We start from the raw sequence: 25,889 nt of genomic DNA, 5'->3' as shown, positions 1-25,889 counted from the left end.
TTTAATTATGTCAGGATGGGGTGGTGGACCTCCGATGGGTCCCCATGGTTTTGGGCGAATGAAATACGATAAAAACGCACAAAAACCAAATATATCAAAGGCAATACTACTTAGAATTGCAAAATATTTTATACCGTATTGGAAGCAAACAACACTTGTCGTGCTTATTTTATTAGTTACTTCAGTATTAGGCATTTTACCGCCTATTATCATTCAACATATTGTTGATACAGCCTTACCAAATAAAGATTTAAGTCTCCTAATCTATCTCGTACTTGCCTCACTTAGTACTACGATTATTTCAGAGTTATTGGGTGTTTGGCAAAATTATTTAAATGCATATGTTGCCCAAAAAATTATTTACGATATGAGAAACCAAATGTATCTTCATTTACAACAAATGCCATACCAATTTTATTCGAACGTTAAGCAAGGTGAAGTGATCACCCGAATGACGGCTGATATTTCTGGTGTTAAAGCTGTTTTTGATAGTACGATTGTGAGTTTTGCTAATAATCTATTCATTCTTATTTCTACCGCTACTACATTGTTAATAGTGAACTGGAGGCTTGGATTACTAGGATTAATCATTGTACCATTATTTATTCTACCGACTCGTAAAATGGGGAGTGTTCGTTGGAGTATTGCAAAACAGACACAGGAAAAAACAAGTGAGCAAAATCATATTATACAAGAAACATTAAATATTAGTGGTTATTTATTAATGAAGCTTTTTACAAAGGAACAAAAGGAATTTAAAAATTTTGATGAGATTAATGTACAGGCTACTAATCTTAAAATAAAGGAATCTATGGCAGGCCGCTGGTTTATGATGATTTTATCAACCTTTACTAGCATCGGCCCAATGCTCATCTATTTATATGGTGGATATTTATTTATTCACGGTCAGATTACGATTGGAGCTATTATCAGCTTTGTTGCTTTACTTGGTCGTTTATACGGGCCAGTTGGACAATTAACAAATCTATATGTAAATATTACAAGTTCGATCGCTTTATTCGAACGTATTTTTGAATATTTTGATATGAAATTAACGATTAAAGATCGTGATGATGCGACTGAAATGAAAGTTACTCATTTAGATATCGAATTTAAAGATGTATCATTTTCTTATCAGCAAGATAAAACGGCTTTGAAAAATATTTCCTTTATAGCTCCTTCTGGTACAATGACTGCTTTAGTTGGACCGAGTGGTGCTGGTAAAACAACCATTACTAATTTAATTCCTCGTTTGTATGACTTCACATCAGGTTCAATCAAAATTGGCGGTCGTGATATTAGAGAATTCACGCTAGAATCATTACGCTCTCATATTGGACTTGTTACACAAGATAGCTATTTATTTAATGGAACGATTAAAGAAAACTTATTATATGCAAGCCCTGATTCATCAGATGAAGATATTACGAATGCTTGTAAGGCTGCATATATTCATGATTTCATAATGGATTTACCAAATGGTTATGAGACAGTTGTTGGAAATCGAGGAATCAAACTTTCAGGTGGCGAAAAACAAAGAATTTCAATCGCTCGTGTATTATTAAAAGATCCTGAAATCATTATTCTTGATGAAGCAACTTCTTCATTAGATACTTTATCTGAATTTTATATTCAAAGTGCAATCCAAGGATTATTAAAAAATAAAACATCTATTGTAATTGCACACCGACTTTCAACCATTATGGCCGCGGATCACATTATTGTTTTACAAGATGGTCAAATTGTTGAAGAAGGCAAAAATGAAGAATTGTTAATGCAAAATGGATTATATAAAGAATTATATAATAAGCAATTTGGTAGAAAAGCAATCGCATCTATTGAATAGATAGTTAAAAAGCACAGATCAATTTCTGTGCTTTTTTCATTATGTATGGTAGAAAATTGATTTACTACTTTTTTACGAACTCTTCCTACTTTAATTATACCATAAAAAAAATGGCCAAAATAGACTTTATATTCCTATTTTCAACTGATAAAATCAATAGACATTACAGGTTAGGAGAGATGTTGAATGAATTCTTTAGTTCTCGATTTCCATGAGATTGATAAAAACCAACTTTTACTCGTTGGCGGAAAAGGGTTAAATTTAGGTGAATTATCAAAAATTCCCGATATAAAAGTACCTGAAGGATTTTGTATTACAACTGTGGGCTTTCAAAAAGCTATCGAACAAAACGAATCCTATCATGCTTTGTTGGATCAACTAAAAACGCTAAATGTAAAAGATCGTGATCAAATTAGTGAGATTAGCAGAAAGATTCGAGACATTATTTTGGAAGTAGCAATCCCTTCTGAGGTTGTAAATGCAGTTTCTAACTATCTCTCCAAATTCGGCGAGGAACTTGCATACGCGGTGCGTTCTAGTGCGACTGCTGAAGATTTGCCACATGCCTCTTTTGCTGGCCAACAAGACACTTATTTAAATATTATTGGTAAAGAAAATATTTTGCAACATATTAGTAAATGTTGGGCTTCTTTATTTACAGATCGCGCAGTTATTTACCGTATGCAAAATGATTTTGACCACACTCAAGTATATTTATCCGTTGTTATTCAGAAAATGGTTTTCCCACAAGCCTCAGGTATATTATTTACGGCTGATCCTGTTACTTCCAATCGAAAGGTCCTATCAATCGATGCAAGTTTTGGACTTGGAGAAGCGCTAGTTTCTGGTTTAGTATCGGCCGATTGTTATAAGGTACAAAATCATGAAATCATCGATAAGAGAATCGCAACAAAAAAAATGGCGATCTATGGTCGAAAAGAAGGCGGAACAGAGTCACAGCAACTTGATCCCAAAAAACAAATCACTCAAACACTTAACGAACAACAAATTTTACAGCTAGCACTAATTGGTAGACAAATAGAAGCTTATTTCGCTTGTCCACAAGATATCGAATGGTGTTTAGTAGAAGATACATTTTATATTGTCCAAAGTCGTCCAATCACAACTTTATTTCCGATTCCTGAAGTAGATGATCAAGAAAAACACGTATATCTATCTGTTGGTCATCAACAAATGATGACCGATCCAATAAAACCATTGGGATTGTCCTTTTGGATGTTAACCTCTAGGGCACCTATGCGTAAAGCTGGAGGTAGATTATTTGTTGATATCTCACAACATCTTGCTTCACCTGACAGAAGAACAATGTTTATAGAGGCCATAGGAAAATCCGATCCGCTTTTAAAAGACGCTCTTTTAAAGGTTGTAGAAGGAGAAGATTATATAGAATCATCAACTGAGAATAAAGCACCAACCCCCACTAAAAATGTTCAAGAACAATCGTCGTCGAGTTTTAAAGCACTAATCGAAAACGATCCAACAATAGTAACTGAATTGATTAAGAAAAGCCAAAAATCAATCGAAGAGTTAAAACAAAACATACAAATGAAATCAGGATCAGAATTAATGGATTTTATTTTAGAAGATCTTCAGAAATTACGCGAGTTATTATTTGATCCACGAAGTTCGGCAGTGTTTATGTCTGCTATGAATGCAACAGAATGGATCAATGAAAAAATATACGAGTGGTTAGGTGAAAAGAATGTAGGAGATACACTTTCGCAATCTGTACCAAATAATATTACTTCTGAAATGGGTCTAGAACTAATGGATGTCGCTGATGTAATTCGTCCTTATCCAGAAGTAATTGAATATTTAAAGCAAGTAGAAGATGATAACTTTTTGGATGAATTGATTAAATTTGAGGGTGGACAGGAAACGAAAGATGCAATCGATGATTATCTAAGAAAATATGGAATGCGATGTACTGGTGAAATTGATCTAACTAGAACTCGTTGGAGCGAAAAACCATCTACACTCTTACCAATGATTCATAGTAACATCAAAAACTTTAAGCCGCATGAAAGTAGACGGAAATTTGAGCAAGGGCTAGAAAAAGCATTGCAAAAAGAACAAGAGATTGTAGAACGATTATTGGAATTACCAGATGGTAAACAAAAAGCGGAAGAGATAAAGGAAGTTATTAGTCTAATTAGGAATTTCATTGGATATCGTGAATATCCAAAGTATGGAATGATTAGTCGCTATTATGTGTATAAGCTAGCTTTATTGAAAGAAGGCGAACAACTCGTTGAAACGAATGTTATTTCTGAAGTGGAAGATCTATTCTATCTCACATTTGAAGAACTTCAAGAAGTCGTTCGCACAAAAAAACTAGATTTCCAAATCATCAACAAACGAAAAGATGCGTACAAATTATATAATAAACTAACTCCTCCTCGAGTTATCACATCTGATGGTGAAATTATTGTAGGTGAATACAAACGGGAAAATCTACCACCTGAAGCGATTGTAGGTTTAGCTGTTTCTTCAGGTGTAATCGAAGGAAGAGCACGTGTTATTTTAAATATGGAAGATGCAAATCTAGAAGAAGGTGACATATTAGTTACTTCATTTACTGACCCAAGCTGGACACCATTATTTGTTGCAATAAAAGGACTGGTCACTGAAGTTGGTGGACTAATGACACACGGAGCGGTTATTGCTCGAGAATATGGCTTACCAGCAGTTGTCGGAGTAGAGAATGCTACCAAATTGATAAAAGACGGGCAAAGAATACGCGTACACGGTACTGATGGGTATATTGAAATATTATAATTGTTGAATGCAAAGGCCGTTTTTCCAAATATGGAAAGCGGCTTATTTTTTATTGAAATAAATAACAGTTTAGGTAATTACTGCAAAATAATGTTGTATAATAGTCTAAATATAAAGTAACGAGAGAGGAGATGAACATCATGCTTTCATTTATTTTAGTTGTATTAACACTTTTTCTAATACCAGGACCCGCTGTGCTTTTAACATTATCCCAAACAATGAAAGGTGGGAAATGGAATGGCATCTTAACAGGGGTTGGTATTGCTGTCGGTGACTTAATTCACACATGTGCATCCATATTTGGGCTTTCTGCAATTTTAATGACTTCTGCATTTGCTTTTGAAATCGTTAAATATTTAGGAGCAGCTTATTTATTTTATTTAGGAATCATGGCAATCATTAAAAAGTCAAAAAACAGTAAAAAGTCAAATGAACAAAAAGAAGTAAATACTAAACTTTCTTTTCGTCAAGCAGTACTTATAGAAGTATTAAACCCTAAAACAGCACTCTTTTTCTTAGCCCTTTTACCTCAATTTGTTCAACATAATGGACATCCGGTATTCTACCAACTTTTAACGCTTGGGTTGACTTTTGTATTACTTAGTATTTTGTACACAACTTTACTTGTGCTTTTATCAAGTGTAATCGGCAAAAAATTCTTTAGCAAGAAAACAAAAGGACCAAAATGGATGGGAAAAGCGATCGGTTTAGTTTATATTGGGTTAGGTTTAAGAGTCGCTCTTCAAACACAATCATAACAGTTTAATACTATGCAATTTAAAAAAGGAGGCCGACTGGCTTCCTTTTTTGCATAGAAATTTAATCAATTCGTTAAAAATATCATTTTAAAATACCGTACTAAAAAAGAATGGAAAGAAAGAAGAAAAGTCCGATAAGATAACAGAAGAAGAAGCAACAATGGTTAAAGAAATAAACTAAAATAGCTAGAATTTACATTAAACTTAAAAAAAGGAGCTGTACACTCAGCTCCTATTACATATTTACTCAAAATACAAATGGTAATGGTTTTTACACCCTGGATTAAAATCGGATTCACATTTCGGACATTTGTAGTGACAATCTTGATATTCTTGAATTGTTAATTCCTCATGACAGTTACCACAAAGAATTGCTTTTGTTTGCCATTCATCTTTGCCCCAGACTTTTGGTTCATGGTTTGTACTTTCCTCATGGCAAAAATAACATCCAAAGTATGTATCACAGCACTTGAATTTGATGGCAATGATATCTCTTGCTGTATGGTAATGTTTACAGCGTGTATGCAGGTCGATTGAACCGATTACTTTCATATTTTTACCTCTCTTTATACTTCTTACTACATTATGATTTGTTAATTTTGTTTTACGATTTCGAATAAGACAGCTAATCCAATTCCACCACCACTTCCTATTGCAGCCAATACATAATTTGATTCTAAGTTTTTTCTTCTTTGAACTTCATAAAAAAGTCTAGTGACCATGATGCTTCCAGATGCTCCATACGGATGGCCGATCGTTAATGCTCCACCACAATTATTTAACTTGGAAGTAGGAATGGAAAGCTCCTTAGAACAGGCTAGTACTTTTGAAGAAAAAGCCTCATTTATTTCAAAAAGTTCAATATCTGCAACTGTTAGATTGTTTCTAATTAGTAATTCTTGTATAGCAGGGATAGGTGCTGCACCTGGAAAATTAGGATGAACACCAGAAACTTGACTATCCACAAATCGTAAAACTGGTTTAAAACCGTTTTTTATCGCTTCATTTTCTTCCATGATGAGAACAGCGGAAGCTCCATCATGAATTCCACAACTATTTGCAGCTGTGACTGTACCGTTCTTTTTAAATACAGGTTTTGCTCTTTTTAAAAGTTCTTCCATTTTTCTTTTTTTGAAAAATACTTCATCTTGGTCGAAATTTCCAACTGGAATAATCTCTTCATTGAAGTATCCATTATGAAAAGATTCCCAGCTTCGTGTATAACTTAATAATGCATATTGATCTTGAGCTTCTTTTGAGATACCGTATTTTTCAGCTACATTTTCAGCTGCAATTCCCATATCTGGATCACCAATCTTGTCAGGTGCAAATCTCGCTCTTGCAGGAAATGGGGAGGTACTAGTACTCTCAACGCCTCCAGCGAGATAGCAATTCCCAGCACCACCCTGGACTAGGTAACAAGCCATTCGAATCGCTTCTAATCCAGCGCTACATTGTCGATCAATTGTGATACCTGGGACTGTGAGAGGAAGATCCGCTTCTAATGCAGAAACTCGAGCGACATTTCCACCTGGTCCTACAACATTTCCTAAAATGATGTCCTTAATTTTGTCTTCTAACCCAATTGCCAAATGCTTGAGCAATGGGGCAGCAAGCTCATTTGGTTGAATGTCTCGTAATATTCCACCTTTTTTTCCGATAGGTGTTCGCTTTGCTTTGACAATGACAGCTCGTTTAATTGTTAGTCACCTGCATTTCGATTTGTTTAATTAACTCTGCGCGTGCGATCTTTCCGCTCGTCGTATACGGCATTTCATTTTGAAAAAACCATTTACGAGGTATTTTAAAAGCTGATAAGTGTGTCTTACAAAATCTTTTTAGCTCAAAAGAATTACTATTACCTTTGATAACTGCAGCAACAATCTGACCCCAATACGGATTTGAAAGACCAACTACTGCAACTTCCTCGACATCCGGATGAAGAGATATAACCTTTTCGATTTCTTCAGGGAATATATTAATCCCTCCGTATAGAATCATATTTTTTTCACGACCGTTTATTGTTAAAAACCCATCTTCATCAATAAAGCCCATATCATGTACAGTAGCCCAACCGTCATTATCTTGAATTGAATGAATAGTTCTTTCATTTTCTTCAAAATATCCATCTATTAAATACTTACTTTTCACATATATTTTTCCAGTTTCATTCGGTTTAGCTAACTCTTGGTCTGGTCTGCGAATTTGTAACTCGACACCATAACAAGGTTTCCCAACAGTTTTTGCCTTATGGTCACCGTCTCGATCAGACAAAACGGTAATGAAACTTAGTTCACTAGCGCCAAAAAATTCGTAAATCGTCATAGCAGGAAATAAATGACGAAATTCGATTTTGGATTTTTCGGTCCACTTAGCACCGGACGAAAGGATTTTCATCGCTTGATCGACTTGAACACCTTCTTTTATTAATGCTTCAATCATTGTCGGAACAACATAAATTGTAGTAATAGGAAAAGAATTGATTCGTGATATTACGTTTAAAGGAGAAAATTTTTCTAAAAGAATAACTGTTCCTCCTAAATATAAGGTACTAATCGCACCATATAGAAAATGTGAATGGATTAGAGCTCCAGGTATAAGAGTTTGATCCGATTCATCTAATCCAAAGTCAAAGCGATTGCAATCAAAACTAGCAACCCATGAATCTTGTGAACGAATAAATGCTTTCGGGCTACCGGTTGTACCTGAAGTAAATCCCACATAGAAAGGTAGGTTCTCATTTATTTCCATTGAAGATAAGGAAGCAAATTTAGCAATTTCTAGTAAGATATCATCTAAAACCTTAACATTTGGAATGATCGGATTTATCTTATTGTACATTTCTTTTGTTGTAACAATGATAGAAGGATTCGAAAGCTTTACCCTTTTTTCTAAATCCGCTAGATTCCATTTCATATCATAAGGAACAGCGATCCAACCTGCTTTAGAAGCTCCTGCAAACATCTGCAAAAACGGGATACCATTTGGTAAAAGGATACCTATTGTTTTAGTAATTGATTGGTGAGAGTGAAGCCAATTAGCCGTTTGATTAATTAATTGATTCCATTCCTTATAACTGATTTGTTGATTACTCGTATGTATCGCAATTTTGTCAGGCGACAATATAGCGTTTTTTTGATAAGATTCTGTAATATTTGCCATTTAAAATCACCCCTATAAAAAAGAGACACAACAAGAGTGTCCCAAAAGATTTACATATTTTTAGCTGATTGATTTGAATAGTTTTTTGTCAATGAGCTTGAAAAAACTGGTTGCTGTCTTAGTTTGAATACTAAAATTGAAGCAAGAATAGCTTTTAAAATATCTCCTGGAATATAAACTAAACTTAATTTAACTGCTGTCATAACTGGAATTCCCATAATAACCGCTTGAATTGGGATACCGATTAAATAGATTAATAGAATTCCAACAGTCAAGTTAATCAATAAGACATGCTTTAATTTTAACGTTTTAAATCGAGATAATAAATACCCAATTACAAAAGCCGTAATTGGCCATGAAATTAAATATCCAACACTTGGTCCTGCAAATACACTAAAACCACCACGACCACCGGATAGAAGCGGCATTCCTACTGCAACTAATAATAAAAAGATGGTTTGGCTTAGTGCACCTAATCTAGCACCTAAAACACCACCAGTTAAAATAACGCCAAGTGTTTGTAATGTAATAGGAACTGGTGTAAAGGATAACATAATCGGAGGAACTTGTCCAAGGACACCCATAACTGCTGCAAACATTGCTACAAATGTAATTTCTTTGATTTTCATTTTAATTCTCCTACTGTCAATTTTCTGATAACTATTATCATATTAATGAAACTTAAATTATATGTCAACTAAATATTAATTTCAGTTAACATATATTATATTAAGATAAAAAACTAAAAAAATCTAAGAGGAAAGATTTAAAGACAATAGTAGGAATAGTAAGATTTTATAAATTGGTGGCCTAGGTTTAATTTTAAAAAATTAAAAGTTAATGATAGAGGGAAATCATGAGGATAATCGTAGTATAGGTACAGGTGGAGCATCATGTTTTTAAACGATGTATTCAATATAGGAACCATGACAGACCGGATATGAGAGAAGGATGCGAAAATAGATTTGAATTAAACGATTTTTAGAGGAAAGTAGATAATTAACGTAACTGATGATTATGGAACGCAATTGTGGCTCACTATTTATTTTAGTAAGGACATGCATAATAGTTTATCAACAAATCACAATATAACTTTTACAAATTTTCTACAATTCATATAAAAATATTCCAAATTTGTAATAAAATGTTAAAATTTGAAGTGTTAAGTTATATAAACAAAATGATAGGTTATTTGGCATTCTAAAAAATAATTATATATATTTATAAACGTTCAAAAAAATAACGTATGATTTGAAGGAGATACACTTATATGGAAAAGGCATTTTTTTTTAATGGTTGGATTATGTATGGATTCATAATTATATTATTAATGATATTATTTGTTTTAAAGATAAAATTCAAAAAGGATAGTGTATATTTACTTTTTTTCTCTATTATGTATATCTATTTATGTACTGTTTTAAACTATACTCAATTTCCAATCTATGTATCTCAAACTAATATCATCGGATTACATTTATCGATTAATCTAGTTCCTCTTATAAATCTTACAATGGAGGATTTTGAGACTTCTTTACTAAATGTTTTGATGACAATACCATTTGGTTTTGGACTTCCTTTTATTACAAAAAGTACATTTAAAAAAATAGTCCTATCTGGATTATTAATAGGAGTCACAATTGAGTCTTTACAAGGAATTATTGGACTACTTAATGGTTTCACTTTTAGAGTTGTTGATATTAATGACGTCCTATTTAATTTTACAGGAACGTTAATTGGATATAGTATATTTAAATTGTTTTCTTATTTATTTAAGTTATCAGTAAAAAAATCGAATGTAAAATTAAACTCGCTATTAAAACATATATATGATGCTTGACAAATGATTTAATTTGATAAACGTATTAGAATGTTTTTACTAACTTTCTAATTAGTTAAAATCGAAAAGACAGCAAGCTAGTAATAGCCAACTGTCTTTTAATTTTTTATTACATTCATTATTTTTTAATTGAGTTATTCGATCGTTCAATATCCTGGAATATTTACTTTCTGACCAATTCGCTCAATTACATCATCCAATTCGTCCGGCTTCAGAAACTCAATCGGAGAAAATCCCTTCTCAAATTGCAATGTATCTGCTTCTAAAATAACGACATATCGACCGTTTACTTTCGCTATATGGAGGTTATCACCAAAATCAGCTAGTAATCCTTTAACAGAAAAGTGATCCGCTTTAAATGATAATTCAATTTCTGGTGTATGTTCCACGATTTGTGCCGCTGCTTCGATTACTTCATTGGGTGTAAAATGCTCTTGAATTTCACGTTTAGGACTTGCTGCCCAAACTTCCATTGCTGCATCGAATTGTTGTCTTTCAACACTTTCCTCTTCAAAAACTTCCTCAATTTTGTCGTAAACCATTTCCATTACTTGAGATTTTACAATTGTAGGCATTGATTCGGAATAGGAAACAAATTTTAAAAAGTCTTCAAAATATCTTGCGTGAGATGCTTGGTGTATTTTCAATTCACTCTCTGAGATCATCCCTAATTCTTCCATATAAGGGTATTGAATCGATTTCATATTTTTCGTTGTAATCGCCATTTCAACTGTTTTAATGAGAGTAGATTCATCTGCAATGGATGCAACTTTCGGTTCAAAATCACATTTTAGTACAAATAAGAATGGATCATCAAAATATTTTCTTAGCTTTGCTTGAATCACTAAAAATGCTCCCCCGCGAACTGCACTTGTATCAATGTAATTTATGACTAAAGTCTCATTTTCTGCTTTAAAATCTTCAATCGATTTAGCATCACGTATTCGCTGGAATAAATTATAATTTGGATTTGAGTCTAAAGAGTGGCCTTCTTCGACGATAAAGTGACCTAACTTTGTTGGTACAGAATCAGATTTTGGATGTCTTTCAACTTTTCGATTTACAATTCGTTCAAGTTCCCCTTCTAAAAAGCCTTTCAATGCGCTTTCTTCAAACATTGATTCGTCTAATGTTTGGAAATGTTTATATCGTTTATCGGATTGTTCACCTTTACCTTCAACAGTAACAACATAAAACGATAAATATGTAATTTCAAAATCCATCCAATCACCTTTTCCTATTTTTCTGTATTTAAGTATATGGATGAGGATTCGTTGAGTCAATCATAAACAAATCAAGTTTTGGACAAAATTTCCATTAAAACTATCATAAGATAGAGAAATTTTACAGTTATAAGACAAATTCATTACACACTATGATAAAATAAAAATATAATTTAATGTGGAACCTATAAAATTTAAAGTACTTGGATGTGGGAATATCACATCTTTTTTTAGGTTAAGTGGGAATAAATTGGCAACAATGAAGTGATTTCAAAGTAGTTGTCAATTAAACTCGTCAATCAACGAGTTTTCTTTACTTCCAATTTTATGGTACCAACTATATGGAGAGGGGATGAGAGACCTGAGAATAGATAGAATAGCTACCATCTCATTAATTATCGTAACATTACTTTGGGGCACAACATTTGTAGTAGTCCAAAATGCGATTGCATACGTTGAACCGTTTGCATTTAACGCATTTCGATTTATCCTCGCAACTTTAGTTCTTTTACCATTTCTAGTAAAAAGAAAACAAAAAACTAAAGTAACGGTAAAGCAAATCGTTATTACTAGTGGTATTGGATTCATGTTGTTTTTAGGATATTTACTTCAAACATTTGGATTGAAGTATACAACTTCATCAAAATCAGGTTTTATTACTGGTCTATGTGTTGTATTAGTACCTGTTCTTTTATATTTAGTCTATAAAGAACGGTCAAACTGGTCTACTGTTATTGCATGTTTAATTGCATTACTAGGACTAAGTTTCTTAACTTTAGGTGATTCATTCTCTATTAATCTAGGAGATGTACTAACACTAATTGGGTCGATTGCGTTTGCATTCCATATTATTTTATCAGGTAAATATACGAAGCAAATGGATCCGCTCACCTTTACAACGATTCAACTAGCAACAGTTGGCATTAGTAGTACGATTTTCTCTCTAATTTTTGAAGATACTTCCGTTTCTTTTTCAAAAGAACTTTGGGTCAATCCGACATTCATCTTTGCAGTGGTTGTCACTGCAATCTTCTGTACGAGTATCGCGTTTTGGGTTCAAATGTTTGCTCAACAACATATTTCTTCTACGAAAGCAGCACTAATTTTTATTTTTGAACCTGTTTTTGCAGCATTTACAGCAGTACTTTTTGCAAATGAAACATTATCGATCCAAACAATTATCGGTGGGACTTTTATTGTAGGCGGGATGCTGCTATCTGAAGTTCCCTTACCCAAGAAACGAACAAAAGAAGTAAAAAATGAGGCAATATAGTAAGAAATGTAAGAAATTTTAAAAAAATGGGTATAATACACATTGACAGATATAATTTGTTCACGTATTATAACTTTAAATTAATAAACGACTTAGAAAGGGAATAGTAAGTTTATAAGCTTTTTAGAGAGGGAATGGTCGGTGCAAATTCCTAAAGCAAGTATTCTGAACCAGCCTTGGAGTCTCTGTACCGAAATAAAAGTAGGCTACAGCGGTTTTCCCGTTAAAGATGTTAAGAGATTATGTAGAGCTTTTACATAATAAGTAGGGTGGTAACGCCATGAATGGTCCCTTTTGATCATTCATGGCGTTTTTTGTTTATCATTCGCTTATTTCGTATTTTCTATATAGTAATTAGGGTGGTAACGCCGAGAATGGTCCCTTCTAGATTATTCTCGCGCGTTTTTTATTTTCTAAAAAATGATTAGGAGTAGAGAAAATGACTACAAAAAAATTTGTTGAAGCAATTACAGATATGGATGTTGATTTTGCACAATGGTACACAGATATCGTAAAAAAAGCAGAATTAGTCGATTACTCAAGTGTAAAAGGCTGTATGATTATTAGACCTTATGGTTATGCATTATGGGAAAATATCCAAAAAGAATTAGATTTTCAATTTAAACAAACAGATCATGAAAATGTATATATGCCATTATTTATCCCTAAATCTTTATTACAAAAAGAAGCTGATCATGTAGAAGGATTTGCACCTGAAGTGGCTTGGGTAACGCATGGTGGTCACGATGAATTAGCTGAACCATTAGCAGTTCGTCCTACATCAGAAACACTATTTTGTGAGCATTTTTCAAAAACAGTTGAAAGCTATAATGACTTACCAAAATTATATAATCAATGGTGCTCAGTTGTACGTTGGGAAAAAACAACAAGACCATTTTTAAGAACGACTGAATTCTTATGGCAAGAAGGTCATACAGCACATGCAACCGCTGAAGAAGCACAAGCAGAAACAATCCAAATGCTAAATGTTTATGCTAATTTCTTAGAAGACTTCTTAGCAATTCCTGTTATTAAAGGTCAAAAAACAGAAAAAGAAAAATTCGCTGGTGCAAAAGCTACTTATACAATTGAAAGCTTAATGCACGATGGGAAAGCATTACAAAGTGGTACATCTCATAACTTTGGAGATGGATTTGCAAAAGCATTTGATATTCAATACACAGATAAAAACTCTAAAAGACAATATGTACACCAAACTTCTTGGGGTATGACAACAAGAGTAATCGGCGCATTAATTATGGTTCACGGTGACAACAGCGGATTAGTATTACCTCCAAAAGTTGCTCCAACTCAAGTAATGGTCATTCCAATTGCTCAACATAAAGAAGGCGTTATTGAAAAAGCAACTGAATTAAAAAAACGTATTTCAAAAATTGCTCGAGTAAAAATTGATACTTCTGATAAAATGCCAGGCTGGAAATTTAACGAATATGAAATGAAAGGAATTCCAGTTCGTGTTGAAATTGGCCCAAAAGATATCGAAAAGAATCAAGCAGTTTTAGTAAGACGTGACACGCGAGAAAAAACGATCGTTTCATTAGACGCTTTAGAAGAAAATATTACAAAATTACTTGAAGAAATCCAAATAGCTCTATACGAAAAAGCATTAAACAACCGTACAGAAAAAACATTTGAAGCTACATCTATGGATGAGTTAAAACAAATCAGTGAAGAAAAACAAGGCTTTATTAAGGCAATGTGGTGCAGGGATTTAGCATGTGAAGAACAAATTAAAGAAGAAGCTGGGTTAACATCAAGATGTATTCCATTTGAACAAGAACAAATTTCTGATACATGTGTATGCTGTGGAAAGAAAACGGATGTAATGGTTTATTGGGGTAAGGCTTACTAAATAAAAATCAATCTATATAAAACGAAGAAGGTGAATGAATGATGGAAGGTTTACATTTTTTAAAAGAGCATCTATGTATGTTAGAAGAAAAATTGCTAAAATCAGAAATTCGCACTTCACAAACTGAATTAAAAAATCTACTAGCCGATGAATTTTTTGAATTCGGAAGTTCAGGTAGAGTTTTATATAAAGATGATCAATTAGAAAACGGCATTGGAATTGTAAAAATGACATTGAGTGATTTTGAAATTCATCCATTATCAGACGAAATAACACTAGTGACCTATCGAATATTTAATGAAATAAAAAAACAACATTCCTTACGTAGTTCAATTTGGAAGTTTAAAGATGGTCAATGGAAGATGTATTTCCATCAGGGTACACCAACAGAGTTTTAGGTAAATTTATAAGTAAAATAATCAAAAGAGCACGAATCCTTCGATTTGTGTTCTTTTTGTTAGATAGATCATTTAATTTCCTCTAATTTCTCAATATCAAATTATTTCCAAATTTGTGGTAAGATAATGTAAGAATGATTAGGTAAGGAGAACAAAATGTATTTAACAATTAAAGAAACAGCGGAATACTTAGATCTTGAAGTATCCTATATAAACCAATTAATTCAAGAACGAAAAATAAGAGCAGTCCATGATGGTGAACAATATTTAATCTACAAAGAGCAATTTAATAATCATTTAGAACAAATGGAAAAAGCAAAAAAAATGATTGCTGACTACTATAACGAACCAATTCCTGAAGACCCAGATGTAAAAGACGAAGACTAACATAAAATCAGATTGTAAAAGGTTTGCTATTACAAGTTACTTTTTTCGATCAGATTTTTTGCGTTTTTATGTTTTAAATGAAATTCAACAAAAATTTATTAACTGGAAATAATTCACAATTGATTACTTCATACAAATTGTATACATTATTATCATAAGTATTTTTTAAAACTTTCTGACTTATATTTAATGAAAAACTCAAAAGTTTCTTTAAGGAGTGTTATACAGTGAAAAAGGGAGTAATGATGATTGTCCCCATCCTTATAACAATATCGATCGGTTTAAGTATTAATAATGCTTATCACGAAATGATCTATTCAGGAGTAGGAGAAGGTTTTACTGATTTTGTTAAATATTTAGTGCATGGACTTTTCTAGTAGTGATTCTCTTATTGATTATAGTAAATAAATTCCCTGTCTCCATAATGGTTACAAGGATCTTTTTTTGTATTTAGTTGTTCTAAAATTGTAACATTTATGGAAGTCCAAAAAAATAAATCAATGTTATTATACAAATGAAAGGACCTCGTTCAAGTCTTTTCCCTTTTGTTTAGCCCTATTGTACTTGCTCGTATCAGGTAGGGCTCTTTTTTCTTATTTTTTTATTTAACTTAATTTAAAAAATAAGAAAAAAGTGTTTTAAAATTAAATGTATCATGAAGCGAGTTTCATTATTTAAGTATAGAACTTTATATTTATTGAACAAAATTTAACTTAAGATTTTAAAAAGTTGTCACAAATTACGTTTTAACATTGTGTACAATAAATACACGATACCCTTATGCACTACATAGCTCAACTCTTTATTCAGAAATAAAAGGAGTGTTTAATATGTCCAATCTGTTTGACGATTTTTTTAGAGGCGGTTTTAAAGAGAGTGATTTTGGCAATATATTTTCAAAAGTTATGATACTTGAAGATGTTCATCAAAATTCAGAAGATGAGGATTTCTTCAAATTAATTAACTACGTAGATAAATCTCTTTTTACTCAAGAAGTATATGACAAGTTGAATCATAACGAAGTAGAATGTAAACCTATAGACCTTTCTCCAAGATTTGGAAAAGATCTTATTTGGGCAAAATGGCTATTGAGAAAGTTAAGGGAAATAAATCAAAAAGAGTATAAGAATATTTAATACTAATGCCCTTGAATTCATAATTGGATCAGGGGCATTTTCATTACAATAATCTTACTAGAGTTGACCAAATTACATGTGAGAAAGTAATTAAAGTGTATTTACAAACTTAAATATTTGTTATTCAACTGTCGCATGCATTATTTCAACAAGAAATAGCTTAGAGTGATGAATTTTGAGGTACTTAAAAAGCAGTGTGAATTCGTATTTGAATTCCACTGCTTATTTTATAGGTAGAAAACAGCTACATCAAGCTTTAGAATTATTTGCTTCTATGTACAGAAAATGATTTACCAACTGCTTCAAGAAGTTAGTATAAGAATGTCTTCAGGAAGTGAAAAAACTGGGTTTAATTCAATCAATGTCTAGACGTGGAAACTGTTGGGATAACGCACCACAAGAATCATTCTTTGGCCATTTTAAAGATGAAGCCTCTATTAAGTCATGTCAAAATTTTGACGAGCTCAATAAAGAAATAAAACATTATATGAAGTATTACAATCATTATAGATATCAGTGGAAATTAAAGAAGATGACCCCTGTACAATACAGAAATCATCTCCTTAAAACAGCATAGACTTTTTTTCAATGTCCTTTACAAAAGGTACATTTTAAAATTTAGATATCCTTTATTTATAGTGATGAATTATTTTTGGACTTTACATAAATGTTTATTCAAATTCTCCTGAGCCATCCTAACTAATTCCTTCACCATACTCCCATCAATACGCCCGCCAACTTTACCATTTTGATGGGAAGTTAAGAAAGGTCTTAAAAAGTTAGTACTAACGGGGTTGTTAAGGGTTTAAGGAGTTTGAATAACCACCAATATAACTAAGTTAAACAGTTTTAAATTTTGTTCTTTAATTAAAAATTCTATAATGATTGGAGAATGATTATTGTGTTAAACATTTTAAAAGAATATTTATTAGATATGGAAATTAAGGGTAGAAGTAACACGACCGTTACAACACACAAGTATACTATGAATGCTTTTTGCAGATGGTACGGTGGCGATTTAAATAATTTAGATACTTTTACAATTAAGCAATATATAAAATTTTGTATGACAACGGTAAAACCTTCAACGATTAATAAAAAGATAGCTACATTGAAGGTGTTTTTTAATTGGTGTATAGCAGAAGAAATACTTACTAAAAATCCCGCTGAAAAGATTACTTATTTACCAGAAAAAAAACCAATGATTAAAACTTTTAACCATGATCATGTTAAAGCAATAATTAATTTCTATAATGCTAAGTTTTATTTAGATTTAAGAAATAAAAAATTGGTTACAGTGTTGATTGAAACAGGAATAAGAAATAGTGAAATTAGACAGATTCAACTAAATGATTTAACGATAACGCAATTAGAATTCTTGGTAAAGGTAATAAAGTTAGATATGTTCCAATTAGTTTACATTTACAAAAGCAGTTATATAAGTTTTTGAGAAAGAGAGAAGAATACATTAACGGAAAAGGCTTTACTACACCTTTTTTATTCGTTTCTACTCATGGAGGTATGTTAACAATTAAGATGCCTTTAAACGTTGTAAAGAGGGCTTGTCTTGAATTAGGGATAGAAGATGTAAACGGTATAGTACATAACTGTAGAAGATACTATGCACAGACAATGCTAGATAATACGGATTTATATACTGTGAGCAGATTGCTAGGACATACAGAATTAAGAACCACACAATATATATTTAAATTCAACAGACGATAAAGTTATTTTAGAGAGAGGAATGAATGTCCACTTAGTAAATTTAAATAAATAGGATAACCTTTCAAATTCATGATATATGGTTATATTTTAACAAAGCGGCTATAGATGATAATCGGGTTTCCACATTGATTTAGACTTTTTACTGCTCTCAATCATTGAATATTGGAAATTTGGATGTATATTCATTGTCAAGATTACTTGGGCATTCTTAAACTTCAATTACACAAATGGATGATCAGCTTATAAATATAGCAATCTCATCTAGCCCTTTAATGAAATTCAAGTGATATATAATTTTTAAAGTCTAAAAGTGTTAAGTAGATAACATTAGTTTATTGTGGACCTGCCCCCTTTTCAACATAATGGCAGTTTAGTTTAAGTACGATTTTTCACAAACTTAATTTTTACTATACTATTTTTTAATTGATAAAAAAAGAAGTGCATTATTCCTTATCGGAGTAATGCACTTTTTTACAAATATGTGGCTTTTAAGCGGTTAATATCTTCTTTTGGTGGTAATCCAAACAACCGAGAATACTCACGACTAAATTGAGAAGGGCTCTCGTAGCCTACACGGATGGCTGCATCAATGGCATCTGTTGACTCAGATAATAATATGCGACGAGCTTCCTGTAATCTTAGTTGTTTTTGGAATTGAATAGGGCTCATTGCTGTTACTTCCTTAAAGTGTCTATGGAGAGAAGAAACGCTCATATTTGCAATTTCTGCAAGGTCTTCAATACGAAAAGACTGGTTATAATAATTCATGATATGCTCAACAACGTCACTGATTTGATTTGTTGAACTACCTTCTATAGCTATTTGTCCGAGAGTTACTCCATGCTGACCCTGTAAAAGTCTATAAATGATTTCCTTAGTAATAAGAGGTGCGAGTACAGGTATATCTTTTGGAGTATTAAGCAAGCGAGTTAATCTAGTTACAGCGTCCAATAAAGATAATTCTATTCGGCTAACATACATGCCTCTTTTAGTATTATCTTTATGAAAAGTAAGTTCCGTATCCTTTAATATCTCCAAGATTTGATTCGAGGTAAATTCGAGTTTAAGTGCCAAATATGGATTTTCTAAAGAAGCTTCTGTGACTATCCCAGTAATTGGCAAGTTAACAGAGGCAATTAGGTAATCTGCAGGACTGTATACATAATGCTCTTGTGCCAATACAACTTCTTTTTTACCTTGAACGATAATACATAATGATGGTTTGTAAATCCCATAATTTGGTCCAGTAACATTAGAATATCTAGAGAAAACTAAAGTAGGAATAGAAGTCGGATGAGACCCATCCTGTTCTATATGACTCTCTATAAGTTGAATAAGTTCAGCTTGATGTTTATAGATTTGATCAGACATAAAAACCTCCTAGATTCCTATCATTTTTAGTTCCATTTTAATATAAATTGCTCTGAAATATAAGTGACTTGAGAGGAATATGCAATCATTTGATATGAATTGGATAACGGTATCTTATTCATTTATTGCATAATAAGAGTACAAAAACAATATACCCATTGCACAAATTGAAAATTCAATCCTTAAAACTTAACATACATTATTGATTAATTTCATCACAATTAAGGCGTGGAAAAACATTGAACAATACTTGGAAAATCTACTTCTTAACTCTTGTTAGCTTTGTTGTAGGTACTTCTCAATTTGTCATTGTAGGTACATTGGATAAAGTAGCTGACTCTGTCGGTGTATCAGTTGCAACTGCAGGTTAACTTATTACTGTTTTTGCTCTTGGTAATGCAATCGGTACTCCTCTAATTATGGTAGCAACTACGAAGATGGACCAGCGTAAACAATTGTTACTTGCACTTGCCATCATATTACTAGGAGTCAGTGGGATAATTACTTTACCTGGATTCGGGTTACTTATGGCCTCACGTATTTTACTAGGAATTGGGACAGGTGTCTTTGTTGTCGCCGCCTATGGATTAGCTGCAAAACTTGCAGTTCCTGGACGTCAGGGTCGAGCTATGGCAAATGTCGCAATGGGATATAGCTCTTCTCTTGTTTTTGGAGTTCCACTTGGACGTATGATCGCATCGACTTATGATTGGAAGCTTATCTTTTGGGGCATAGGAATTTTTAGTCTATTTGCTATTTTTACGGTTGTAAGGACGATTCCTGCAATGGAAATCGAGGAAGTAGTCTCTCTAAGTAAACGACTTGCACTTCTGAGAAATTCAAGAGTCTTACTAACACTATGTGTAACGTTTTTTGTATTTATTAGTTATTCAATTCTCAATACTTATATCACACCTTTTCTAACCGTCATAATGCCAAGTATGAAAGATAAGTTGAGTATAATTCTTTTAGCCATGGGGATTGCGAGTTTGATTGGTTCTAGAGTTGGTGGTTTATTGGCAGACCGGATTGGCATAGTCCGTACGCTTGTCGGATCGATGACTATACACATTATTTCTTTATTGATGTTGTATGTAGTTTCGGGTTTTGAGTGGATAATTGTGACACTCCCATTACTCATGATTTGGGAAATGGCTGCTTGGACGTTCGGACCAACCCAAAACTTTAACCTAGTTTCATTAACTCCAGAAGCTTCTGGTATCGTGCTTAGTCTGAATAGCTCTTTTGTACAACTTGGATTCGCAGCTGGTGCCGGAATCGGAGGTATTGTTGCGGGAAGATCAACTATATTAGAGATTAGTTGGGTTGGAGCTACATCAGTCTTGATAGCCTTATTGATAGGAGTTTTTTCATATAGAAACAATCGTGAGCTCTCAAATGCACAACAATAAATTCTTAAGCGGTTATTTGTTTTTTAGCTCCCAAATCATCTGGAAGTAATAAACTATAATTTATATATAATCGCAAAAATTTAAAAAGTAAGTAGTATGTTCCAATTTATTAAAAATCAGGAGGAATTTATATGCAAAAAGTAAAATTAAACAATGGTGTTGAAATGCCTATTTTAGGTTTTGGTGTTTTTCAAATTCAAGATGAAAACGAGTGTGAACAAGCCGTTTACGATGCAATTATGGCAGGTTACCGACTGATTGATACGGCTGCCTCCTATTTAAATGAAGAAGCAGTAGGCAAAGCAATAAACCGCAGTGGTGTATCAAGAGAAGAATTATTTATTACTACAAAACTTTGGGTTCAAGATACAGGATATGAACGAACAAAACAAGCATTTGAAAAATCGCTGGAAAGATTGCAACTTGATTATTTAGATTTATATTTAATCCATCAACCATTTGGTGATGTATACGGTACTTGGCGCGCCATGGAAGAATTATACCGTGAAGGTAAAATTAGGGCGATTGGAGTTAGTAACTTTTATCCAGACCGTCTGACTGATTTTATTATTCATAATGAAGTGGTTCCTGCTGTAAACCAAGTTGAAACGCATCCTTTCTGTCAGCAAATTGAAAGTCATAACCTTATGAAAGAAAACAATGTTCAGATAGAATCATGGGGACCATTTGCTGAAGGGAAAAATAATATGTTTCAAAATGAAGTATTAGTATCAATTGCTAAAATGCACAATAAATCAGTAGCACAGGTTATCTTGCGATGGTTAACACAAAGAGGAGTTGTTGCAATACCTAAGTCAGTACGTAAGGACAGAATCATTGAAAACATTAATATCTTCGACTTCGAGTTAAGCCAATATGAAATGGAGAAAATTTCTGCACTAGATACAAATGAAAGTTTATTCTTTTCTCACAGAGATCCTGAAATGGTAAAATGGATCGGTACACGTAAACTAAGTATTTAAAGCTCTCTAAAATATGAATTTTTTTCTGATAGTACTTTAATATTTTGCTTTCAAAAACAGTGTAAAAGGATACCATTTTTATTTTGGTATCCTTTTTTATTTTGATTAGTATCTTTAAGACTAATTAATGTTCTAAATAATTTGATGCACGTTTACCAATATGGAAAGTCTAATAGTGCAACTAATGGTTAAATATAGGAAAGTAAAACTATATACTATGGGGGAAGGACAAAATATAAATACTAGTAATAAACCTTTTAAATCAACGTTTATTCAAATTCTCCTGAGCCATCCTAACTAATTCCTTCACCATACTCCCACCAATACGCCCGCCAACTTTACCATTTTCATGAGACGTTAAATTACCATTATATCCTTTCGTTAAAGGAACCCCTACTTCTTCAGCAGCTTCGAACTTAGCATCTTCAGGATTAGATGTATGCATCACTTTAGCTTTTAAAGCATCTAATGCTTTTCTAGATTCAGGAACTAAGATTTTATTTTTTCTACTCATCAAACCCACTCCTTTTAGTTGTAGATTTCCCGTTTATTGATTTTTTTAATTATGGAAATAATTGCTATAAAATAGGGAATGTTACATAATGAAGACATGCGTTGATTAATCGATCTAAAAGGAGAATGATGATGAAATCTTTTAATGTAACTTTTCACAAAGAAGATAATGTAGATAATATGTTAATCCAAAAATTGAATGATGAGGAATACCATAAGTCTACTGAAGGTGGAACTAGACATTTATTCGAAATCGATACGAATATAGGCTTTTTTGTGTTTCTAGATTCAGAGGATACTGAAGGAAATGTATCTCATTTAGTCCTTCAATATAATGAAGAAGATGAAGAACCAGTTGCTTGCTATTCTTTTGCAATGAAAGATTTTTATGAATTCATGGCTTTATATTTAAATGATTTAGAATTCGTTGATGAAACTTCTGAAGAAGAAGAAGTTGAACTGGATGCTTCTAGTTCAATTCATCATTTAGTTCATCTTTTATTCCATGTAATTGAAGAAGGCGAAGATCTAGAAGTATAAACTTCCAAATAAATGTATATTCTTCCAAAAAATACAGTGTTTGTATATTTGTAATTGAGTATTTATGCAAAAAATGGAAGTTTCACGATTTTCAATTTGTTATTAATTTAAGACAATCGTTTTAACAAAAAGCTCTTGATATTTTTATCAAGAGCTTTTTTTATTTTAAAGATTCTACTCAATCTATCATAAATAACTTTCGACTCAAGTAGAATTTATACAAGGATATTTACAGAGGAACTTGTTTAAAAAATAAAAAGTAGAATAGGAGTCGATCATATTGAACCTACCACAGTCTGTATTTATAAAAGAAATTGGACCTCGTATTAATTTTCAATATGGATCACGATTATCTATTGACCAAAAATTACAATGGATTAATTATCTTATTGATAGTGGATTAAATCACATCGAAGTATCCACTCTAATGAATTTTCCGAATAAACAACAGTTTAGTGAAGCTACCGAATTAGTATTGAAGCTAAAAAGAGATCATCACATTACATATGGAGTATTAGTACCAAATAAAAGAAGTTTAATGAGAGCATTTGTAGTAGATGCAGATGAAATAAACTTTTTTATATCAACAAGTGAAACATATAATGTTAAAATTAAAAACTGCTCGATCAATCAATCACTGAAAGATATAAAAGAGATGACTAAAGTAACAAAAGATTATGAAAAGCTTACTCGAGCTTATATTACAACGGTATTTGGCTATCACGATGAAAAAGTAAGTCATCAAAAAGCAATCGACTTGGCATTGCGATTATTAGATGATGGAGTGGAAATGATATCGTTTGTTGATACTGCAGGCAAAGCAACACCTCTTCAAGTTAAGTTGTTTTTGGAGGATTTATTAATAAAAATTCCGAAAGATCGTTGTTCGATGCAATTTTATAATACTTTTGGGAATGGCATTACTAACATCTATACTTCACTTTCGTATGGGATTCAGCGGTTTGAATCAGCAAATGGAGGGTTCGGAGGGTGTTTTCCATCTAATGAACAAAATAGAATGATTGAAACAGAAGATTTAATATCATTTTTACATCGACTTGAGATAACGACTGATGTTGACGAAGTAAAACTATTAGACGCTACAAACTATATTTCAAACGAATTAAAAGAAGAGCCTACTAGTAAGTTATTTTCAAGATTACCATCCAAAAAGCATCTAACATGATGCTTTTTTATTTTGTTTTTAATAATTAGGACAAGAATTGAAATTTTTTCGCATATAATTTACTAATTTGAATGAAAGGAGAATTGATTATGTCTAACATTGAAGCAATTATATTAGGCATCATTCAAGGGCTAACTGAATTTCTCCCGATCAGTAGTACAGGTCATTTATATATTGGTAGACATTTATTCGGGTTAGATGAGGCGGGCTTATTATTAGATACGCTAATGCATATTGGTACTTTATTAGCGGTGTTTGTTTTTTACAGTAAAGAATGGAAAGGTTTGATAAAAAAACCTTTTTCAAAATTAACTTTATTACTTTTTGTAGGAACATTACCCGCTGTAATTGTAGGCTTATTATTTAAAGATTTTTTTGATGAAATATCTGTTTCAGGTAAAACGATCGGGTGGGAGTTCATTTTTACTGGTATTATCTTGTTTATTGCTGATAAAAGGAGAAAAGGGAAGAAAACAATGGAGGAGTTAACATGGGTTGATGCCTTATTCATCGGTTCATTTCAAGCACTTGCTATTTTCCCAGCGGTTTCTCGTTCAGGATTAACAATTGCTGCTGCATTATTTAAAGGAATGGAACGTAAAAGCGCTGCTTATTTTTCGTTCTTACTATCTACCCCTGCAATCTTAGGTGGAATCATCTTCCAAGGAAAAGATCTACTTGGCGGAAACGCGGAGCAAATTCCGTTTTTCCCTCTATTTCTTGGAACATTGGCTGCCGCTATATTCGGTTATTTAGCAATCAGTTGGATGATCAATTTATTAAAAAAACAATCACTGAATATTTTTGGCTATTATGTTATTTTTTTAGGGGTTAGTATTGTAGTGCTTCAGTATTTGAAGATATTTTAATACAAGTTATTGATACATAAAAGAGCAGAATCTTCTGCTTTTTTTTATTAAATTTGTGCCTTATTTATTCTGTTTATATTATTGGATACTTTTAATAATTATTAGATTTCAAGTTACCAACTATTCGACTAAAATTAAAGTATCACCTTATAGGAGAAAAGACATATGCAGATTTTTATTACTTTAAAAAGTTTATCTAGACGAAAAGGATTTTTAGAAAAAACACCATTTGAAATTGAAAATAAACCAATAAACCTAGAAAAATTACTTGAGGAACTAATCTCAATTAATGTAAATTCATTTAATCAAAAAGAAATTGGAATTCCTTTTCTTCCTTATCTAACTGAGGACGAAATTAATTTGAAATCAACAGTCGGTAAGATTGGATTTAATACGATTAATAATGATACGAATGCGAATGTCATTGAAGCAATTTCTACTGCATTACTAGCATTCCAAGACGGCCTATTTAAAGTATTCTTAAATGATAAAGAAATAGAATGTCTTCAAGAAAACATTGACTTACATGAAAATGACGAGTTTACATTTATAAAACTAACGATGCTGTCAGGCCGTATGTGGTAGAAAGGAA

Annotated in this window: 24 protein-coding genes, 3 pseudogenes and 1 other annotated feature; of the genes and pseudogenes, 19 read left to right on the top strand and 8 right to left on the bottom strand. The window is 32.3% G+C overall.

The window, feature by feature from the left end; all coding sequences use genetic code 11:
• Window positions 1-7: 7 nt before the first annotated feature.
• The 3 genes from ACFWM3_RS15885 to ACFWM3_RS15875 all read left to right on the top strand — a co-directional run bounded on the left by ACFWM3_RS15885 (window position 8) and on the right by ACFWM3_RS15875 (window position 5,403).
• Window positions 8-1,846 (top strand): ABC transporter ATP-binding protein, encoded by a 1,839-nt coding sequence (locus tag ACFWM3_RS15885; protein WP_390312039.1) that lies wholly within the window; start codon window positions 8-10, stop codon window positions 1,844-1,846.
• Window positions 1,847-2,032: 186 nt separating this feature from the next.
• The gene (ppsA, locus tag ACFWM3_RS15880; RefSeq protein WP_390312038.1) at window positions 2,033-4,645 is read left to right on the top strand and encodes a phosphoenolpyruvate synthase; all 2,613 of its coding nucleotides are present in this window, start codon (window positions 2,033-2,035) and stop codon (window positions 4,643-4,645) included.
• A gap of 140 nt (window positions 4,646-4,785) precedes the next feature.
• A complete protein-coding gene (locus tag ACFWM3_RS15875; protein ID WP_390312037.1) occupies window positions 4,786-5,403 on the top strand; it encodes a LysE family translocator in 618 nt (205 codons plus the stop codon).
• Between the two features lie 243 nt (window positions 5,404-5,646).
• On the opposite strand, the gene ACFWM3_RS15870 is transcribed toward ACFWM3_RS15875, so the two are convergent.
• The 4 genes from ACFWM3_RS15870 to ACFWM3_RS15855 are packed head-to-tail and all read right to left on the bottom strand — an operon-like array spanning window position 5,647 to window position 9,194.
• Window positions 5,647-5,955, bottom strand: coding sequence for a CHY zinc finger protein (locus tag ACFWM3_RS15870; protein ID WP_056465583.1), 309 nt, complete (start codon window positions 5,953-5,955; stop codon window positions 5,647-5,649).
• Window positions 5,956-5,996: 41 nt separating this feature from the next.
• The gene (locus ACFWM3_RS15865) at window positions 5,997-7,103 is read right to left on the bottom strand and encodes an acetyl-CoA C-acyltransferase (protein ID WP_390312066.1); all 1,107 of its coding nucleotides are present in this window, start codon (window positions 7,101-7,103) and stop codon (window positions 5,997-5,999) included.
• A complete protein-coding gene (locus tag ACFWM3_RS15860) occupies window positions 7,099-8,565 on the bottom strand; it encodes an AMP-binding protein (RefSeq protein ID WP_390312035.1) in 1,467 nt (488 codons plus the stop codon). The genes ACFWM3_RS15865 and ACFWM3_RS15860 overlap by 5 nt, the downstream gene beginning before the upstream one ends.
• Window positions 8,566-8,615: 50 nt before the next feature.
• The gene (locus ACFWM3_RS15855) at window positions 8,616-9,194 is read right to left on the bottom strand and encodes a biotin transporter BioY (protein ID WP_056465588.1); all 579 of its coding nucleotides are present in this window, start codon (window positions 9,192-9,194) and stop codon (window positions 8,616-8,618) included.
• A 641-nt stretch (window positions 9,195-9,835) separates the two neighbouring features.
• On the opposite strand from ACFWM3_RS15855, the gene ACFWM3_RS15850 reads away from it, so the two are divergent.
• Entirely contained in the window at window positions 9,836-10,405 is a 570-nt protein-coding gene (locus ACFWM3_RS15850) for a VanZ family protein (RefSeq protein WP_390312034.1), read from the top strand.
• Window positions 10,406-10,551: 146 nt separating this feature from the next.
• On the opposite strand, the gene ACFWM3_RS15845 is transcribed toward ACFWM3_RS15850, so the two are convergent.
• The gene (locus ACFWM3_RS15845; RefSeq protein WP_390312033.1) at window positions 10,552-11,628 is read right to left on the bottom strand and encodes a DUF3900 domain-containing protein; all 1,077 of its coding nucleotides are present in this window, start codon (window positions 11,626-11,628) and stop codon (window positions 10,552-10,554) included.
• Between the two features lie 352 nt (window positions 11,629-11,980).
• On the opposite strand from ACFWM3_RS15845, the gene ACFWM3_RS15840 reads away from it, so the two are divergent.
• From ACFWM3_RS15840 to ACFWM3_RS15810, 7 genes and pseudogenes are all read left to right on the top strand, one after another.
• Window positions 11,981-12,901: a DMT family transporter gene (locus ACFWM3_RS15840; protein WP_056465592.1), complete on the top strand. Its 921-nt coding sequence runs from the start codon at window positions 11,981-11,983 to the stop codon at window positions 12,899-12,901.
• 84 nt (window positions 12,902-12,985) lie between these two features.
• Window positions 12,986-13,197: a binding site (T-box leader), on the top strand.
• A 143-nt stretch (window positions 13,198-13,340) separates the two neighbouring features.
• Window positions 13,341-14,774: a proline--tRNA ligase gene (gene proS / locus ACFWM3_RS15835; RefSeq protein WP_390312032.1), complete on the top strand. Its 1,434-nt coding sequence runs from the start codon at window positions 13,341-13,343 to the stop codon at window positions 14,772-14,774.
• Between the two features lie 41 nt (window positions 14,775-14,815).
• Window positions 14,816-15,172, top strand: a complete 357-nt coding sequence (locus tag ACFWM3_RS15830) for a nuclear transport factor 2 family protein (protein ID WP_390312030.1) — start codon at window positions 14,816-14,818, stop codon at window positions 15,170-15,172.
• 156 nt (window positions 15,173-15,328) lie between these two features.
• Window positions 15,329-15,559 (top strand): excisionase family DNA-binding protein, encoded by a 231-nt coding sequence (locus ACFWM3_RS15825; protein WP_390312029.1) that lies wholly within the window; start codon window positions 15,329-15,331, stop codon window positions 15,557-15,559.
• Window positions 15,560-15,786: 227 nt separating this feature from the next.
• A complete protein-coding gene (locus ACFWM3_RS15820; protein WP_390312028.1) occupies window positions 15,787-15,936 on the top strand; it encodes a hypothetical protein in 150 nt (49 codons plus the stop codon).
• A 453-nt stretch (window positions 15,937-16,389) separates the two neighbouring features.
• Window positions 16,390-16,695 (top strand): hypothetical protein, encoded by a 306-nt coding sequence (locus ACFWM3_RS15815; RefSeq protein WP_390312026.1) that lies wholly within the window; start codon window positions 16,390-16,392, stop codon window positions 16,693-16,695.
• A gap of 334 nt (window positions 16,696-17,029) precedes the next feature.
• Window positions 17,030-17,272, top strand: a pseudogene (locus ACFWM3_RS15810) (IS3 family transposase); the annotation flags it as partial.
• Between the two features lie 69 nt (window positions 17,273-17,341).
• Here the strand turns inward: ACFWM3_RS15810 and ACFWM3_RS15805 are convergent.
• Window positions 17,342-17,458, bottom strand: a pseudogene (locus ACFWM3_RS15805) (small, acid-soluble spore protein, alpha/beta type); the annotation flags it as partial.
• 129 nt (window positions 17,459-17,587) lie between these two features.
• Here ACFWM3_RS15805 and ACFWM3_RS15800 point away from each other — a divergent pair.
• Window positions 17,588-18,423 (top strand): annotated as a pseudogene (locus tag ACFWM3_RS15800) (tyrosine-type recombinase/integrase).
• Window positions 18,424-18,894: 471 nt separating this feature from the next.
• Here the strand turns inward: ACFWM3_RS15800 and ACFWM3_RS15795 are convergent.
• A complete protein-coding gene (locus tag ACFWM3_RS15795; RefSeq protein WP_390312025.1) occupies window positions 18,895-19,794 on the bottom strand; it encodes an AraC family transcriptional regulator in 900 nt (299 codons plus the stop codon).
• A 239-nt stretch (window positions 19,795-20,033) separates the two neighbouring features.
• On the opposite strand from ACFWM3_RS15795, the gene ACFWM3_RS15790 reads away from it, so the two are divergent.
• The 3 genes from ACFWM3_RS15790 to ACFWM3_RS15780 all read left to right on the top strand — a co-directional run bounded on the left by ACFWM3_RS15790 (window position 20,034) and on the right by ACFWM3_RS15780 (window position 22,189).
• The gene (locus ACFWM3_RS15790) at window positions 20,034-20,165 is read left to right on the top strand and encodes a hypothetical protein (RefSeq protein WP_390312024.1); all 132 of its coding nucleotides are present in this window, start codon (window positions 20,034-20,036) and stop codon (window positions 20,163-20,165) included.
• 3 nt (window positions 20,166-20,168) lie between these two features.
• Window positions 20,169-21,206 carry an MFS transporter gene (locus ACFWM3_RS15785; protein ID WP_390312065.1) on the top strand — a complete coding sequence of 346 codons (1,038 nt, stop codon included), beginning with the start codon at window positions 20,169-20,171 and terminating at the stop codon, window positions 21,204-21,206.
• A 131-nt stretch (window positions 21,207-21,337) separates the two neighbouring features.
• Window positions 21,338-22,189 (top strand): aldo/keto reductase, encoded by an 852-nt coding sequence (locus ACFWM3_RS15780; protein ID WP_390312023.1) that lies wholly within the window; start codon window positions 21,338-21,340, stop codon window positions 22,187-22,189.
• A 262-nt stretch (window positions 22,190-22,451) separates the two neighbouring features.
• Here ACFWM3_RS15780 and ACFWM3_RS15775 read toward each other — a convergent pair whose 3' ends face one another.
• Window positions 22,452-22,703, bottom strand: coding sequence for an alpha/beta-type small acid-soluble spore protein (locus ACFWM3_RS15775; protein WP_056465603.1), 252 nt, complete (start codon window positions 22,701-22,703; stop codon window positions 22,452-22,454).
• Between the two features lie 131 nt (window positions 22,704-22,834).
• Between ACFWM3_RS15775 and ACFWM3_RS15770 the strand changes: the two genes are divergently transcribed.
• The 4 genes from ACFWM3_RS15770 (at window position 22,835) to ACFWM3_RS15755 (ending at window position 25,882) form a co-directional block, all read left to right on the top strand.
• Complete coding sequence (locus ACFWM3_RS15770; protein ID WP_056465605.1) at window positions 22,835-23,242, top strand: hypothetical protein; 408 nt, start codon at window positions 22,835-22,837, stop codon at window positions 23,240-23,242.
• 280 nt (window positions 23,243-23,522) lie between these two features.
• Entirely contained in the window at window positions 23,523-24,428 is a 906-nt protein-coding gene (locus tag ACFWM3_RS15765; RefSeq protein ID WP_390312022.1) for a beta/alpha barrel domain-containing protein, read from the top strand.
• 89 nt (window positions 24,429-24,517) lie between these two features.
• Window positions 24,518-25,297 (top strand): undecaprenyl-diphosphate phosphatase, encoded by a 780-nt coding sequence (locus tag ACFWM3_RS15760; RefSeq protein ID WP_056465609.1) that lies wholly within the window; start codon window positions 24,518-24,520, stop codon window positions 25,295-25,297.
• Between the two features lie 165 nt (window positions 25,298-25,462).
• On the top strand, window positions 25,463-25,882 hold the full coding sequence (locus ACFWM3_RS15755) for a hypothetical protein (protein ID WP_390312021.1): 420 nt from the start codon (window positions 25,463-25,465) through the stop codon (window positions 25,880-25,882).
• Window positions 25,883-25,889: the final 7 nt, after the last annotated feature.

Origin of the sequence: Gottfriedia sp. NPDC058432, from assembly GCF_042721555.1 — a bacterium.
Classification (GTDB): Bacteria; Bacillota; Bacilli; order Bacillales; family Bacillaceae_G; genus Gottfriedia.
This window is presented reverse-complemented; position numbering and strand designations above follow the sequence as displayed.